General features: G+C 67.3%; 16 protein-coding genes. 7 read left to right on the forward strand and 9 right to left on the reverse strand.

The genetic code is table 11. From position 1 onward, the window contains the following. Positions 1–78: 78 nt before the first annotated feature. From ABH933_RS25900 to ABH933_RS25910, 3 genes are all read left to right on the forward strand, one after another. Positions 79–1,041, forward strand: a complete 963-nt coding sequence (locus ABH933_RS25900) for a helix-turn-helix domain-containing protein (RefSeq protein WP_429426278.1) — start codon at positions 79–81, stop codon at positions 1,039–1,041. Positions 1,042–1,124: 83 nt separating this feature from the next. Then, positions 1,125–2,114, forward strand: a complete 990-nt coding sequence (locus ABH933_RS25905; RefSeq protein ID WP_429426276.1) for an acyl-CoA thioesterase — start codon at positions 1,125–1,127, stop codon at positions 2,112–2,114. Between the two features lie 127 nt (positions 2,115–2,241). Next, on the forward strand, positions 2,242–2,922 hold the full coding sequence (locus tag ABH933_RS25910; protein WP_429426274.1) for an SDR family NAD(P)-dependent oxidoreductase: 681 nt from the start codon (positions 2,242–2,244) through the stop codon (positions 2,920–2,922). A gap of 78 nt (positions 2,923–3,000) precedes the next feature. On the opposite strand, the gene ABH933_RS25915 is transcribed toward ABH933_RS25910, so the two are convergent. Beyond that, positions 3,001–4,215 (reverse strand): MFS transporter, encoded by a 1,215-nt coding sequence (locus ABH933_RS25915; RefSeq protein WP_429426272.1) that lies wholly within the window; start codon positions 4,213–4,215, stop codon positions 3,001–3,003. 58 nt (positions 4,216–4,273) lie between these two features. Further along, positions 4,274–4,702: a nuclear transport factor 2 family protein gene (locus ABH933_RS25920; RefSeq protein WP_429426270.1), complete on the reverse strand. Its 429-nt coding sequence runs from the start codon at positions 4,700–4,702 to the stop codon at positions 4,274–4,276. A gap of 61 nt (positions 4,703–4,763) precedes the next feature. Here ABH933_RS25920 and ABH933_RS25925 point away from each other — a divergent pair, with 61 nt between their 5' ends. Then, positions 4,764–5,687: a LysR family transcriptional regulator gene (locus ABH933_RS25925; protein ID WP_429426268.1), complete on the forward strand. Its 924-nt coding sequence runs from the start codon at positions 4,764–4,766 to the stop codon at positions 5,685–5,687. Here the strand turns inward: ABH933_RS25925 and ABH933_RS25930 are convergent. The 3 genes from ABH933_RS25930 to ABH933_RS25940 form a co-directional block, all read right to left on the reverse strand. Continuing rightward, a complete protein-coding gene (locus tag ABH933_RS25930) occupies positions 5,657–6,388 on the reverse strand; it encodes a glycerophosphodiester phosphodiesterase family protein (RefSeq protein ID WP_429426266.1) in 732 nt (243 codons plus the stop codon). The genes ABH933_RS25925 and ABH933_RS25930 overlap by 31 nt on opposite strands. Before the next feature lie 143 nt (positions 6,389–6,531). Beyond that, positions 6,532–7,470 carry a MerR family transcriptional regulator gene (locus tag ABH933_RS25935; protein ID WP_429426264.1) on the reverse strand — a complete coding sequence of 313 codons (939 nt, stop codon included), beginning with the start codon at positions 7,468–7,470 and terminating at the stop codon, positions 6,532–6,534. Positions 7,471–7,510: 40 nt separating this feature from the next. After that, the gene (locus ABH933_RS25940; protein ID WP_429426262.1) at positions 7,511–8,881 is read right to left on the reverse strand and encodes a PLP-dependent aminotransferase family protein; all 1,371 of its coding nucleotides are present in this window, start codon (positions 8,879–8,881) and stop codon (positions 7,511–7,513) included. A 209-nt stretch (positions 8,882–9,090) separates the two neighbouring features. Here ABH933_RS25940 and ABH933_RS25945 point away from each other — a divergent pair, with 209 nt between their 5' ends. Beyond that, complete coding sequence (locus tag ABH933_RS25945) at positions 9,091–9,894, forward strand: SDR family oxidoreductase (protein ID WP_429426260.1); 804 nt, start codon at positions 9,091–9,093, stop codon at positions 9,892–9,894. Beyond that, the gene (locus ABH933_RS25950) at positions 9,891–10,358 is read left to right on the forward strand and encodes a hypothetical protein (protein ID WP_429426258.1); all 468 of its coding nucleotides are present in this window, start codon (positions 9,891–9,893) and stop codon (positions 10,356–10,358) included. Before ABH933_RS25945 ends, ABH933_RS25950 begins: the two co-directional genes overlap by 4 nt. Here the strand turns inward: ABH933_RS25950 and ABH933_RS25955 are convergent. The 4 genes from ABH933_RS25955 to ABH933_RS25970 all read right to left on the reverse strand — a co-directional run bounded on the left by ABH933_RS25955 (position 10,312) and on the right by ABH933_RS25970 (position 14,461). Further along, complete coding sequence (locus ABH933_RS25955) at positions 10,312–11,835, reverse strand: serine/threonine-protein kinase (RefSeq protein WP_429426256.1); 1,524 nt, start codon at positions 11,833–11,835, stop codon at positions 10,312–10,314. The genes ABH933_RS25950 and ABH933_RS25955 overlap by 47 nt on opposite strands. A gap of 196 nt (positions 11,836–12,031) precedes the next feature. Further along, the gene (locus ABH933_RS25960) at positions 12,032–13,045 is read right to left on the reverse strand and encodes a serine/threonine-protein kinase (protein ID WP_429426254.1); all 1,014 of its coding nucleotides are present in this window, start codon (positions 13,043–13,045) and stop codon (positions 12,032–12,034) included. After that, entirely contained in the window at positions 13,038–13,388 is a 351-nt protein-coding gene (locus ABH933_RS25965) for a hypothetical protein (protein WP_429426252.1), read from the reverse strand. Before ABH933_RS25965 ends, ABH933_RS25960 begins: the two co-directional genes overlap by 8 nt. Positions 13,389–13,768: 380 nt before the next feature. Continuing rightward, complete coding sequence (locus ABH933_RS25970) at positions 13,769–14,461, reverse strand: hypothetical protein (protein WP_429426250.1); 693 nt, start codon at positions 14,459–14,461, stop codon at positions 13,769–13,771. 70 nt (positions 14,462–14,531) lie between these two features. Between ABH933_RS25970 and ABH933_RS25975 the strand changes: the two genes are divergently transcribed. Then, positions 14,532–15,386, forward strand: a complete 855-nt coding sequence (locus ABH933_RS25975; protein WP_429426248.1) for a TetR/AcrR family transcriptional regulator — start codon at positions 14,532–14,534, stop codon at positions 15,384–15,386. The last annotated feature ends 100 nt before the right edge of the window (positions 15,387–15,486 follow it).

Below are 15,486 nucleotides of genomic sequence, written 5' to 3' on the forward strand. Positions count from 1 at the left end.
GTGACAGATTTCAGCCTTGATCGTCCCTCGACCGGGTACCGCGAATCGGATCCGAGTGCGCCGCAAGAGGAGTTCGTCATGGACTCCACACCGCCGGACGCCCCGCCGCGTCCCTTCGACTCGCACCGGCACAGATGGGAGGCACGGTTTCCCGGGGGACGAACACTTCCCACCTTCACCCCGGACACGGTCGGTGACTTCCGGATCAAGGCTCATGCGGTCCGGATGCGTGAGCTGACGATGGTGGACATCCACGGCGCATCGACGATCCGCACGACGCGTCCGGTCGAGGACGTCGAGGGGCAGGTCCAGCTGCACCTGGTGTCGCGCGGCGCCTGGACGCTGGACGGCCGGTCCGATCGCGGCGAGCACACCGTGCCTGCCGGGCAGTTTCTGCTCCAGCATGTCCGGAAGCCGACGCATTTCGAAACGGCGCCGCACACGACGGCGAAGATCATCACCGTCATGCCACCCACCCCGCTCGAACCGATGCTCCGGGACCGGATGGTCACCGGACCGGCGGACTCGACCGAGATCCGCCTGCTGGTGGCCTACGCGGACATGGTCCGCACCACGATGCCGGATCTCGGTCCGGCCGGCACACACGCCGCCAACGGCGCCCTGCTCGAGCTGATCAAGGGTGTCGCCCTGGGCGGGTTCGACGACGCGGAACCCCAGCTCGCTCCCGCGCTCGCCCAGGCGGCGAGGGACCTCGCGGACCGCTGGCTCGCCGATCCCGGCCTCTCCACGACAACGCTGGCCCGCGAACTCAATGTCTCGATCCGCACCCTGCAGCGCGCGTTCGCTTCGGCGGGAGAGCCGGTGACCGCCTACATCCGCCGCCGCCGTCTGGAAGAAGCCAGACGCGCCCTCACCGCATCGCCCGACCGGCCGAGCATCTCGGAAATCGCCGCGCACTGGCAGTTCTCGGACAGCAGCCACTTCATCCGAGTCTTCAAGACCGCCTACGGCCGAACCCCCGCCGAGTACACCCGCTCGATATGGGCACGCCGTGAGTGCGAGCGAACTACTCGCCCGTAACACCATCCTGCCTTTATCGTGCTATCCGACAATGGCGTCGGGTCAGCGCACATGCGCAAACTTCTGCCCGAACGGATTCGACAGTGTCCTGCGCTATTCATCGTTTTCTGGTCCAGCCCGCCGACGCGGGCATCGTGGGGTCGGTCGACGGCGGCAAACTCCTGGAGTGGATCGACAAGGTGGCCTACGCCGCCGCAGCCCAGTGGAGCGGCCGCTACTGCGTCACGGCCTACGTCGGAAACATCCACCTCGACAGGCCGATCGCTGTCGGTGAACTGGTCGAATTGCACGCGAATCTCGTACATACGGGACGCACCAGCATGCACATTCTGGTCACGGTGTACTCGACCGATCCCACCCGGGTGAGGCCGGTGCAATCCGCCCAGTGCCTGACGATCTTCGTCGCCGTGGACGATGATCGGCGAACCGTCGAAGTGCCCCAATGGGTTCCATCGACAATTCTCGAGCAACAACGCAGTCGGCAAGCGCGAGCACGGATTTCGGTACGCAAACACATCGAGGACGCGATGGCCGGGCAGTCCTACACCAGCGCGGGCACCGCACCCAGCGCGACGCTGCGCTTCCTGGCCGCACCGTCGGATATCAACTGGGGCGGGCGGGTACACGGCGGTCGCACGATGCACTGGATCGACGAGGCCGCGTACGTGTGCGGCGCGGGGTGGGCCGAACAACACGTGCTCGCTTCGTACTTCGGTGGCATCCGTTTCTACCGGCCCATCGCGATCGGCGACGTCGTCGAGATCACCGCTCGTCTCATACACACCGGACCGCGCAGCATGCACATCAGCGTGCACGTGACCTCGGCCGACAACCAGACGGACGAACCCGCACTCGCCGCACACGGCCTGGCCGTGGTCGTGGCCCTCGACGACGATGGCAAGGCCCGGCCCGTCCGCGCCTGGCAGCCCGTCTCCGCCGAGGACCACGACCTCGATGTGCACGCGCGGCATCTCATCGAGCTGCGGAGCTCCGCGGAGCCGTTCACATCCGTGAGCGCAACGTCGGCAGACGTCGAACCGAGCTTCTTCCGCGTGCCCGCCCACACCGCCTGACCTGCCGCAGCCTTCGAAGGACGGAGGCCGCGACGGATTCCGTTGGGGTCATGGATGATTGGCCAAGTCCAGGTCCCTGTCGGTACTTGCCAGGTGAATATCAGCGGGCCCTGCCAGGCTGGTACAGATGACGACAATTTCCCTGGTCACCGGCGGCAGTCGCGGTATCGGACGCGAGGTGTGCCGGCAGCTCGCCGCACGCGGGCATGTGGTGCTGTTGACCGCCCGCACAGCCGATTCCGCGCGAGCGGCCGCGAAAGCCGTCGGGGCGATTCCGCTGCAGCTCGATGTTACCGACGACGAGAGCGTCGCCGCTGCGGCGCGTGCGGTCGAGCGTGACCACGGTCGGCTGGATGTGCTGGTCAACAATGCCGCGATCAGCTACGACACCTGGCAGCGGGCGGCCACCGCCGATCTGGCCGTCGTGCGCGACGCGGCCGAAACCAACCTCTACGGTCCGTGGTCGGTGGTGCAGCACTTTCTTCCCCTGCTGCGCATGGGATCTCATGCCCGCATCGTCAACGTATCGAGCGAGGCCGCCTCGCTGACCAGTATGGGCGGCGGTACCCCCGCCTACACCGCCTCGAAGGCGGCACTCAATGCGCTGACCCGCATGCTCGCCAGCGAGTTGCGCGGTGATCGGATCCTGGTCAATGCGGTGTGCCCGGGATGGGTTGCCACGGACATGGGCGGCCCCGGCGGGCGTCCGGTCACCGAGGGCGCCGCGAGCGTGGTGTGGGCGGCCACTCTCCCCGATACCGGGCCGACCGGGGGCTTCTTCCGCGACGGCCACCCGCTGCCCTGGTAAAACGGGGATCGACCACGACCGCGATCGGCCCGAGTCCGGAAGCGCCGGGCTCGGGCCGATGTCGGACGTCGTCGCCATTCATGCGTTGCGTTGCAGCCGCGCTCCGACGATCATCGCGCCGGTCGCGATGACCACCAGGATGGCGGCGAGTTGGACCGTGGTGGCCATTCCGAACGCGGCTGATGCGGCGCCGAAGGCGAACGGCGCGACCGCCGCACCACCGAACAGGCCGATCTGCACGGTCGCTCCGGCTTTTGCGCCCTGGCCCGGCAGCAGCCGCATGATCGCGGCCAGCAGCAGCCCGGTCCAGCCCCAGCCACCCGCGACGGCGAGCAGGGCACCGATCGTGAACGTGCCGATGGTCGCCATCGAGATCAGAGCCAAGCCGATCGCGCCACTGAACATCATCGCGGCGACGATTGCCGGGTTTCGGCGCGGTGCGCGGTCGGCGAGAACGCCGACCAGCAGGCGGACGACGACCGCGACAACGGCGGCCATCGACTGCATCAAGCCCGCCGTGGCAGTGGACAGACCGGACTGCGTGCCGAGCTGCACGAAGTAGGACGCGGCAATGTTCGAACCGATCGTGGCCAAACCGGCGGCAATGGTCCACAGCAGCAGAATCGCATTCGTCCGCGCTGACGGAGCGACCGGCGCGGTCTGCGGCGTACCGGGTGAGCTCGTCGTGGTCCGGTCCTGGTTCAGTCTGGCCAGTGGCGTTGTCAGCAGCGACACCAGGGGAAGCAGCGCGGCCACGCCGAGGGCGGCGTGCCAGCCGAGCGGCTGGGCGACCAACGCGGCGAGTACGCCGGGCAGCAGCGGTGCCGCGCCGAGCGCCGCGCTGAGCATGCCGGCCGCCATGGACAGCCGGTGGGACGGCACCCTGGCGGCGATATACCGGCCGGCGGCCGGCTGGGTCAATGCATTGGCGGCACCGGCCAGCAGCAGCGCGGCAACCAGGGCGCCGATGCCCGGCAGCAGCGCCCCCAGCAGCAGCGCGGTCAGCGCCGCGCCGTTGATCCCGGCCAGCATCAGCGGCACCCGGATCCGGCCGGCCAGGCGGCGGGCCAATGGCGCGCCGAGCGCGCTGACGGCGAAGAACCCGCTGAGCATCAGGCCGAAACCGGTGGACGAAATGTGCAGGTCGCGCTCGATCGGAGTGGCCAGGGCGGCGACGCCGAAGACCGGTGTCATGGCGGAGATCGAGCTGAGCACGATCGAGCCGACCCCGAGCCACACCCCTGGCCCTGCCGATCGCGTTGTCCGGCCCAGTTCCGCAGTGGTACTTGTCATGACTTTCCTTCGCTGATCCCTTGTGGGGGTTGATGATTCGCCGCTGGCGGAGAAGAGCTCAGGCCAGCCGGTCGGGCAGCGGGGCGAGTGCGTAGTTGTTCCAGACGTAGGTGTCCATCTGGTGCTGATCGGCGGAAAGGTTGACCACTCGGTCGACCTTGCCTTCGGCGTTGAAGTGCCACACCAGCGCCCAGAGGGTGTCGACCTTGCCGACGCCTTCGGAGGTCCAGCCGCGGTGGATGTCGACCACGTATTCGTCGTTGGCTTCCAGGAACAGCGGGTCGGCCTGGAAGCCGGCCTTGCCCAGTTGAGTGAGGAAGGCCGCAACCTCCTCCACGCCTCGCTTGGCTCCCGACAGGGGGTGGTGACCGGGGATGGTCCATTCGATGTCATCGGTCATCACGGTTCGCATGGCCGCGATGTCGTAGGTCGCGTAGGCGGCGAAGAACTTGTTGATGCTGTCGATCTTCGCGGTCGTGTCGCTCATGGCCCCATGCTGGTCCGTGCCGGTTGTGACCGTCCAATACCTGTATCCATAACCTGACGGCATGGATATCGACACCCGGTTGCTGCGCTACTTCGTCGCTGTCGCTGAAGAAAGCAATCTCACCAGGGCGGCGGGGCGGCTGTTCGTGTCCCAGCCTGCGTTGACCAAGCAGATCAAGCAGTTGGAGACCCAACTCGGAGTCGAGTTGTTCACCCCCTCCAGGGCCGGTATGGCGCTCACCGAAGCCGGGCACAAACTGGCGCAGCGGGCGCCGGCAGCGCTGGAGGCATGGGACGTGGCGTTGCGCGAGACCCGCAGCGCGTCGAGCCGGGCCGCTCATGTGCTGCGGGTCGGGTTCGTGGCCAGCGCCGCGAACGAAAGCACGCAGCCGATCGTGGGAACGTTCGCCCAGCGTCATCCCGGCTGGCGGGTGGAGATGCGTCAGACGGACTGGTCCGATCCCACCGCGGGACTGGCCGACGGGGCGGTCGACGTCGCGCTGCTGCGACTGCCGTTTCCCGGACAAGACCGGCTGCGGATCGAGGTCATAGTCACCGAGCCGCGCTGGGTGGGCTTACCCAGCTCCCACCCGCTCGCCGAACTCACCGAGATACCGTTTCGACAACTGTGGGACGAGCCGTTCGTCGCTACCCCGCCGGAGTCGGGCTGGTGGCGCGACTATTGGCTGGCCACGGACGAACGAGACGGCCACGAGGTCCGCATCGGCGCGGTCGCTCGCAATCCGGATGAGTGGCTGACGGCCATCGCCAACGGCTATGGAGTCAGCCTCACCCCGGAAGCCACCGCCCGCTTCTACCAACGTCCCGGGGTCGCCTACCGACCCGTCACGGGCGTCAGCCCCAGCCGAGTCGGGGTCGCCTGGGCTCCTGCCGATGACAACAACCCAGTCGTCGGCGGCTTCGTCCGGGCCTGCCTTCAGCACCGTCCCCCTGGTCAACGTTGCGCGAACACCGGCGCGATCTGATCGATGCGGTTCGTCCATACGCCGCCGGAGTAGCCGGCCGGTAAACGCTGTAGGTCCTGCGGCGAATCGAATCCGCTCGAGAATTCCTCACTGCCGTCGCCCTTTTCGACCACCACGGTCGTGTCGTTGTTCCTCATACGGTCGAGAAATACCCCGGGCCAGCCCCACTCCCAGCGCGCGAGCCGGTCCGGCAGGAGGAGTTCGATGTGCTTGCAGGAGGCGGGGACGTGCCCGGTCCATCCGACACCCGCGTACCACGCCGCGCAGCGCTCGATGATGGACTTCGACATGACGCGCAGGTGTGGAAGTTGTTGGCGCACTGCATCGATAGACCTGTCGCCGCCCTCGACGGTGAGCACGGATCGACGGGCGTCGGGCAACCCTGCGAGGATGTGCGCGAGCAGCGTTCCGTCGGCCGGGTCGTGGAAGACGACCAGGTGTTTGTCCCTGGTGGGCTGGACATCGAACTCGACTGTCCCGGCGCCGAGCCGGAACGCGGCCGCCATCGATTCGATCGTGTTCTCGAGGTATCGATGCACCGGGGGCAGTATTCGGCTCGCGATGCAGGTCTGATTGGTCAGTCCGACAGGCGAAAAGTGTTGCTGTATCCCACCATTGGCCAGAATGAACGGCTTGTCTGCGGTGTGGTCGGCGAGCGCGTTGGTGTTGTTGGTGTACGCGAAGGCTGCGAGCAGCAGCATGCTCACAGCACCCGATGCGCCGATCTGCCGGACCCGGAGCCGGTTCTTCCTCTTCGCGATACGCGGCACCGAAGATGGATCTTGCTCCGGCTCAATGGTTGCCAACGTTCACTCTCGTTCGATTGGTAGTAGGTGTGCAGATGCTACTTCTCGAGATTGGCGCGCAGGGCCTCGCCGAACCAGGTGAACACCGGGCCGAGGTCCTCCAGCGGAGGCCCGCCGTTGATGGTGGCGACCAGCCGCCAGTACCGCGCCACCCGGGAGTCGTTGGCGACCTCGAGCCGCTCGAGGATCCAACTCCTCAGCTCGGTGTTGTCGGCTTTGTCGAAGGTCTCGGCATAATGCGCGGTCAGCGAGTCGACGATGGTGGATCCAGCCTTCGAGTCCGGTGCGGTGCCCTCCGTCAGCGCCTCGCCGACCTCCGCACACACGGCTTCGGTCAGGTCGTGATGCAGGCCCGTGGTGTCGCCGGCGGCGCGCTCCTTCGCCTGGTATTCGGCCATCCGTCGCACCGCGGTGCGGAAGTCGTTGTCCTGCACCAGCTCCACGAGTTCCATCCAGGCTTGGACCTGCTCGGGCGTAGGATCGTCCGGAAGTTCCGGCATGGTCGTGCGCAGCAGTTCCACGAGGGCGGGGTTGGCGTCGACACCGCCGTACGTGTTGTCGATGAAGTCGTGGATGTAGCGGTCCCGTTCGGACTGCGACAGGTTCACCAGTTTGTGCATCAGATCCATCTCCTGTGGTTTCGATTCCCGCTCGGCCACCGCCCGCAACACCGCCCGCCGCAGGCGCAGCACCCGGATCTGGGCATCGAGCGCCGCCGCGTGCGCCGCGGCAACCTCGGCCAGCGAACTCTCGCGGGCCAGGATGCGGCGGACGGTGGCCAGATCGATGTCCAGCGCACGCAGGGTGCGGACCAGTTCCAGGCGGGCCAGGGCGTCGATGTCGTACAGTCGGTAGCCGCTCGGGCTGTGACAGGTCGGCGGAACGATCCCCTTGTCGGCATAGAAGCGGATCGTCTTGACCGGCAAGCCGGTTCGCTCGGCCAGCGCTCCGATGGTGAGGAGGTTCTCGTCGTCCATACCCATAGCGTGGAGTCTCCCCCTGGTGGAGACTCAAGCCCTAAGCGAGAAGTGACTTTCGCAGGAGCTCCAGGGTGTGGCGGTAGGCGTGCTGGGGCGGGGTGCCGTACCCGGCGACGAGTGCGGGGCGCACGCGGGATTCGTGGGCGAAGATGCCGAGCGGGTAGATGATCAGCCCGTTGTGCTGGGCGGCGTCGAGTGCCGCGCGCTCCCTGGCCAGGGTGCCCAGGTCGATGACGGCGTGCAGACCCGCCGCGATCCCGCTGACGGGAGTGTCGAGGGAGTCGAGCGTCTCCAGGAGTTGGGCGCGGCGCGCTCGATAGTGGTTGCGCGCCTTGCGGCGGTGGCGGTCCAGGGCGCCGGTATCGATGAGGTGGGCCAGGGATAGTTGGTCGATGACGCCGGATTGCCTGTCGGCGAACGACTTCACCTCGGTGAGCCGGTGCCGGAGCCGGCGCGGGACGACCATCCACGCCAGCCGCAGTCCAGGAGCGAGAATCTTGCTGGCCGTGCCGATGTAGACGACATGTTCGGGGGCCAGGCCCTGTAGAGCGCCGATGGGTTCCTGGTCGAACCGTAGATCGCCGTCGTAGTCGTCCTCGACGATGGTCCCGCCGGTGCGTTCGGCCCAGCGAACGGCCGCGAGCCGGCGCTCCGCCGACAGCGCCACTCCGAGGGGGAACTGATGGGCCGGGGTGAGCAAGGCCATCGCGTCGGTATCGCGGAGCCGGGTCGTGTCGGCTCCCTCGGCGTCCACCGGGAGATGGTGGATGTGGTATCCGGCCCGCTCGAACGTCAGTCGATTCGACGGCAGCGTCGGATCTTCGATGGCCACCGAGTCGCCGGTCGAAAGTAGTTGCGCGAGAAGGCTGATCGCCTGCGTGGTGCCGGTGCACACGAGGATGTCGGCGGGGTCGGCGACGACACCGCGGGCGCGGCCGAGATACGACGCGAGCGCGCGCCGCAGTCCGACCGCACCGCGCGGGTCGCCATAGGACAGCGCGGCGTCCGGGACCGTGGACAATGCGGCGGCCGTGGCCCGGCTCCACTCCCGTCGCGGGAACAGCCCGATGTCGGCGCGCCCCGGGGTGAGGTCGTGGTTGGTGGTGGGGTCGTAGTCGAGGTCGCCGGGGTCGGCGGCGCGCGGGGGCAGGGCGCGGACCCAGGTGCGTGCGCCGGCTCGCGCCTCGAGGTAGCCCTCGGCGACCAGCTGCGCGTAGACCTCGGCGACGGTATTGCGCGCGACTCCCAGGTCGGCCGCGAGCACTCGGGAGGAGGGAAGCGCGGTGCCCGGCCGCAACGTTCCACACTGGACAGCATGGCGCAGCGCATGCTCGATACCGCGCCGCACTCCCAGTGCGCGATCCCAGGACAGTAGTAGATCCGATGCAGAACCTGTCCAAGATTCCATGGGCCGATTAGACCATGCTTGTGGTCAGGTTAGCGTGCGACGGTCATGGGTGAGCGCGCTGCGAGCCGCAACCGGCCCAAGATTTATGTCGCCCATTGGCCCATGATTGTGGTCAGGTTCGCCAGTAGATTTCGTTGCGGGGCATTCGTCGGGCGAATGTCGTTGGGCCTGTGCCACAGGGAAATTCGAGACAAGGAGGCCGATAACCGATGGCTGTTCTGTTGATCACCGGGGCATCGGGCACGCTGGGGGCCACCGTTGCGGATCATGCCGTCGCGGCCGGGCACGAGGTGCGGCTGCTGAGCCGCCGGAGCCGTTCGTCGAACGACCCGGCGCGCGAGTGGGCGGTGGGCGATCTGCTCTCCGGTGCGGGGATCGACGCCGCGCTGGACGGAGCGGACGCCGTCGTGCACTGCGCGCACGATCCGGGGAAGCCGCAGGCGACCGTGATCGGCACGCGGAATCTGGTGGACGCCGCGCGCTCCCGCGGCCCGGCGCATCTGGTCTACATTTCGATCGTCGGCATCGATCGCGTGCCGAACGCCTACTACCGGGCGAAGCTGGACTGCGAACGGCTCATCGCCGAGTCCGGCGTGCCGTTCACGATTCTGCGGGCCACCCAATTCCACGAGTTCGTCCTCGAACTGGTGCGCAAGCTCAGCCGGGGACCGCTGGCGATGGTCCCGGCGAAGACGCCGTTCCAGCCGATCGATGTGGCCGAGGTGGCCGGGCGGCTGGTCGACCTCGCCGTTGCCGCTCCCGCGCGACGGGTACCGGATATCGGTGGGCCGCAGGTGCGTTCGGCCGAGGAGTTGATGCGCGCCTACCTGACCGCGGCAGGCAAGCACCGGCCCGTCGTGCCGCTACCGGTGCCGGGTAAGGCCGCCGCCGCCATGCGCGCGGGCTACCTGACGGTGCCCGAGCGTGCGGTCGGAGGGCGCACCTACGATCAGTTCCTCGCCGAACAGTTCATGTCGGCGAAGGCGTTGCCGCGCAAGGGTGTCCGTCGATGATTTCACGTGTGACCGCGTTGCGCGGAGGCCTGGCACTACTCGCGGGTTTCCAGATCGGGCTGGGGATCTGGTCGGAGTTCTTCCCGCGCAACTTCTTTGACGACTTCCCGCTGCCCGGGCACAGCTGGGTGTCGATGGTGCCGCCGTACAACGAGCATCTGATCCGGGACTACGGTGGACTGAATCTCGGTTTCGCGGCGCTCTACGTGGCGTGCGCGCTGTCGATGCATCCCGCGCTGCTGCGGCCGGTCCTCATCGGATTCGAGTTCTTCACGGTGCCGCACTTCATTTTTCACGCGATACACCTCAACGGATTCCCGATGCTCGACGCGGTGGCGCAGACGGTGTCGCTGGCGATCGTGGCACTGCTACCGCTGGCGCTGTTGGCGCTGGTCGGAGGCGAACCGCGGTACGGTGCTATCTGCCCAGCGGGAGCTGCTGCCACTGTTCGAGAATCTGATTGATGGTGTGGTTTTTCCAGGTCATCACGATCACGAACCGGGTGTAGGCGGGATCGGGGAAGAACGTCCACACCGGGGGGTGGGTGGTGTCGCGGTTGTAATCGGTTCCGGCGCAGGTGACTATCTCGGGGCGCTGCGCCTGCCTGGGATGGGCCAGGTTCTGGGGGCGCGGATCGCATTCGTTGAAGAGTTTCGAGACCAGGGCGTCGAGACCGAGGTTGGCGTGTACCGATCCGGTGCGGTCCATGACGTCGATGTTCAGCGGATCCTCGCCCATCGGGACGTGACAGGAGATGCGGGCGTAGTCGTGATCGGCGGGATCCTCCGTGGAGCCGGGATCATTCGGCGCGCAGGTCGCCCCGTGCCATCCGGTGTTGGCGTTCACACCGCCGATGAGTTCGGGGAAGGCCGCGGCGGCGGGGGAGTGCCGGGCATCCCACGCCGATGCGGTGCCGGGCGAGACCGATACGGACGCATCGGTTTTGCGCGACGAGCCGAACAGGTCGGTCCCCAGGATCAGGTACAGGACCACCGCGAGAATCACCACCGCGGCGCCTGCCACCGGCAGCACCCTGCGCGCCGCAAACCGGCTGCTCGATGAATTGTGCTGGGGTCTTTGGTTTTCCACCGGCGACGACACGGTGGTGAACTCGCTGGCCGGTAGTGCCCGCTTCACCTCGGCGATGAATTCGCTGCAGCTCCCGTAGCGGTCTTCCGGTTCCTTGGCCAGAGCCTTCCGGAAGACCGGATCCAGCGCGGCCAGGCCCGGCATCAGTTCGCCCGGCAACTGTGGCGGGGTATGAACGTGCGCATAGGCCAGGGCGATCGGACCGGTCACCCGGAACGGCGGCTGTCCGGTCAGTAAGACGAACAGGCTGCAGGCCAGGGAGTACTGGTCGGACCGGTGGTCGATGGGCCCGCCGGAGACCTGTTCCGGCGAGATATAGGCGACCGTCCCGGTCATCGAGCCGGTTCTGGTCAGACCGGTGGTCACATCGCGCAGGCGGGCTATGCCGAAGTCCGTCAGCAGGGCTCGTTCCGGACGGCCGGACGTGGGGGCGGCGATGAGGAAATTCGAGGGCTTCACATCGCGATGCAGCACCCCGGCCCGATGCGCGTAGTCCAGGGCGTCCGCGATCTGCTCCCCGATCCGCAGCACCCGATCGGGTGTGACGTCGGTGATCGCGCCGGCATCGGTGCCGTGCACGAATTGCATGGCGATCCAATGGATATCGTTGGTCACGCCGCGATCGAAGATGGTCACGATATTCGGATGGTCCAGCTGGGCGGTGAAATCGCCCTCGTGCTCGAACCGCTGCCGAGCCTCGGGATCGGCCTTGGTCGGATCGAGCAGTTTCAGCGCGACGGCCCTGGGCAACCGGGGGTCCTGCGCCAAATAGACGATGCCCCAACCGCCCACGCCCAGCTTGCGGTCGATGACGTAGCCGGCGAACGACTCACCGGCGTCGAGCTCGAGCATCGGTACTCTCCCGGGCCCTTCTCCGCATCCCACCTCGACGCATGCGCCGACCATCGAATCGACCATACCGCAGGCCGATCGACAGCGGGTCGCCACCGATCAGTGGCCTCGATGCCACGGTGAACCGAGGTGCACACGCGGTCCCACGACTACAGGGCGCAGGGCGGATGAACTGGTGTGGTGGCCGTTGCAACACCTACCTGAGCCCCGATCTGTCCGCCTGATCTCTCACGGTTTCCGATTCACCGGGTGCCCGGCCGACCGCGGCGGAGGGCATGGTGGGCGTGTTGGTGGGGCCGCCCACCTGCGTCACCTGGTCCTGCGGCGGGGGAGTCGGCGGGAATACCGGCTGCGGGCTCGTCTCCGGGACGCCGGCGGCCGCGCCCGCATCCAGTGCCCGCTCGATCGCCGTGACGAATTCCGTACAGCTGTCGAATCGGTCGTCCGGCTGTTTGGAGAGCGCCCTGGCGAAGACCGGGTCGAGCACACCCAGATCCGCACGGACGTCACTGATCGTCCGGGGTGGTTGCTGCACATGCGCGGCCATCAGGGCAATGGCGTCCTTGATCGCGAATACCCCATGGCCGGTGAACAATTGGAACAGGGTGCAGGCCAACGAGTACTGATCCGAACGATGGCCGATCGGCGCACCGGACACCTGTTCGGGCGAGATGAAGGCCCCGGTGCCGATGACGGCTCCGGTGGCGGTGAGGTGTGCGCTGTCCTGATACAGCCGGGCGACACCGAAATCGGTGAGTGCCACCTGCTCGGGACGGCCGTCCTCGAGCCCGAGCAGAATATTGGATGGCTTGACGTCCCGGTGCAGGATCCCCTCACGGTGCGCGTAGTCGAGGGCGGCGGCGATTCCGGCGCCGATCCACAACGCCCGCTCGGCAACCAGCGGAACGGTGAGCGCGGAGGCGTCGGTACCCGGGACGTACTGCATGGAGATCCACATGATGCCGTCCTCGACACCGCGGTCGTGGATCGTGACGATGTTGGGGTGTTCCAGGCGCGAAGCCAGATCGCCCTCGCGGATGAATCGCTGACGTGCCTCGTCGCCACCGGCGTTGTGGGTCAACAGCTTCAGGGCGACGAATCGAGACGGTCGCGGATCCTTGGCCAGATATACCGTCCCCCAGCCGCCCGCGCCGAGACGGCGTTCGATCGTGTACCCGGCAAATTCCGCATCGGGCTGCAGATCAATCATCCCGCTGTTCCAGACTTTCCGGCCGATCGTGCTTCGACCCTATGGCCGAGGGGTTGCGGCCCCGAGCGCACCACTTCGCCCACCTGGGTAATCGTACAGCGGGCGTCATAGTGCGGCGCGCGCCGAGCGGAACACCGATCTCGTCGATGGCGGGCACCTCACCGAGGCTCAGCTCGCTGAGCCTGCGGCGCTCATCGGCGAGGCGCTGTGCGACCGCGGCCATCGACCAGCCGGGGCGAGCGGCTAAGCGGGTAACCATGATTCGTACCGCCAGGGGGAGATGTCCGCAGGCCTCGGCGATCCGGCGGGCGGGTATCTCCGCGGCGATCCGGTCCGCGCCCACGATGCCGCGTAGCAGTCCGAGCGAGTGGCTGCGCTCGGCTCAGCGCCAGCGCTTCATCCCACAATCGCACGGCCGCAAGGGAATTCCTGGCAGCGCGGGGGCGCACCGAGACCGACCTCATGCGGAAATGAATCTTGTTGAGCAAGTGAACAACCCGGCTGGCCGAGATCCAGAGTGACTGCGAAGCGGTTGGATCCGGTGTCGGAGGTCAGCTGGTGGCGCAGCGCCGGGACAGTCGAGGGCTGCGCTGCGGCTCGCACAGCGCGGCGAGGTGGCCGAGGCCGAAACCTGACGTCACCGTGAAGTCTGGACCGGTGGCGCCGCTTCGCCAGTTGCCGGCCGAGCGGCTGATCCCGCTGCCCGCCATCGGGCACCTCTGACTAGGGCGTCTTCTTCAGAAGGATGGTGACACCGACGATCGCGAGCCAGACGGCCGCATAGCCGTTGAACATCGCGACCGCGCCCCAACCGTTGGAGGCGTAGAACTGCGACGAGTTGTAGCCGAAGAACATCGATGGCACACCCGCCAGATGCAGGGCCGCGATGGCGAACGAGGACCAGCCGATCCATCGCGGAAGTGCGCGACTGCGCAGGACCGCGTACCCGAAGGCAAGACCGAAGACCAGCAGCATCAGGTGGCTGATGCTGCCGTAGAGAAGGTAGGTGGGAACGGTCCGGGTCGGGTCGATCCGGGCGGCGGTCCTGATCGCGGTGCCACCCTCGAGGCCCTTGGCGACCATGTCGATGATCGTCCAGGCCACACCGGCGGTGCCGGCGAGCGCACCGAACCACTCGTAGCGAGCGTCCGCCCGCGCGATCAGCGGCCGGACGCCGGTCATGAAGACCAGGAACAGCGTGAGCGACAGAAAGTTGAACAGCGTGCGGGTGAGGATCAGCCCGGTCGGCATGAGGCTGCCGGTGTCGACGCTGCACCTCGGAGGGTTGCACGACGGTACGACGAAGTAGAGCGGGAGCTCGGCCATCGCGAAGACAGCGCCGAGGACCGCGGCAACCCCGACCCAGCGACGAGCAGAATCCGGAAAACCAATCTGTGTATGCCATGAAGTGTTCATGGCATACACAATAATGGTAACTGTGCATGCCGTCTACTGTTTCGTGCCCGCCTCTGGAAGGATTCCGGCTATGACCCCACCCAAGAGCTCCCGAGGTGTGGCCGCGGACGGCGATGCCGCATCGCAGGTCGAGTCCGCCGACACCGCCCCCGAGGCGCTACCATCAGGCCTGGCCGCAGCGTGGGGTGTCCTCGACACCGGAGGACGGCGCGGCCCCAAGCCGGCGCACACGGTCGAGGAGATCGTGACGGCCGCGATGCAACTGGCCGACGACGAGGGCCTTGCCGCCGCTTCGCTTCCGAGGGTGGCCGGTCGTGTCGGCGTCACCGCCAACGCGCTGTACCGTTACGTCAGTTCGAGAGATGAGCTGATCACGCTCGTGGCCGACCGTGCCTGGGGTGACCCGCCCGCGCTGCCGGACGGCGACTGGCGAAACGGGGCTGCGCTGTGGTCGCGTCAGCTGTTCCAGCGCTTCCTGTCACGCCCATGGCTGCTGGACGCACCGACGACCATCCCGCTGACACCACACAACGCGGCCTGGCTGGATGCCCTCATCACCGTCCTGAAGCCGACCGGCATGGCCGCACAGCAGATGCTGAACTGCGCGTACCTCCTCGACAGCCACGCACGGTACGGGGCCAACCTGCATCGCAACACCCCGGCCCCGGCTGCGCTGCGGCGCGCGAATCCCGATCAACAGCGGGCGATCCACACGATCAGCGCATTCTTGGACCAGCAGCTGCGCGCCCGCAACCTGAACGCGGTCGCCGAGGTGCTCCGAGACCCGGCATACCTCACCGACGAGCCACCGCTCGACGGTTTCGAATTCGGCCTCGCGAGGATCCTCGACGGCATCGAAGCATACGTGCGGCAGCAGCAACTCACAGCCGGTGGTCGCGGTACCGGCGCAGAGCCGGCACGCTGATCGCGCGATGACAGGCACGAGGGCGGCACTCGAGGCACACCCATGGCGGTGCTGAGCCATCCGCGTGTCGTAGGGATTACGGCCTGAACACGTTGCACGA

This window comes from Nocardia sp. GP40, from assembly GCF_050434125.1.
GTDB lineage: Bacteria > Actinomycetota > Actinomycetes > Mycobacteriales > Mycobacteriaceae > Nocardia > Nocardia albiluteola.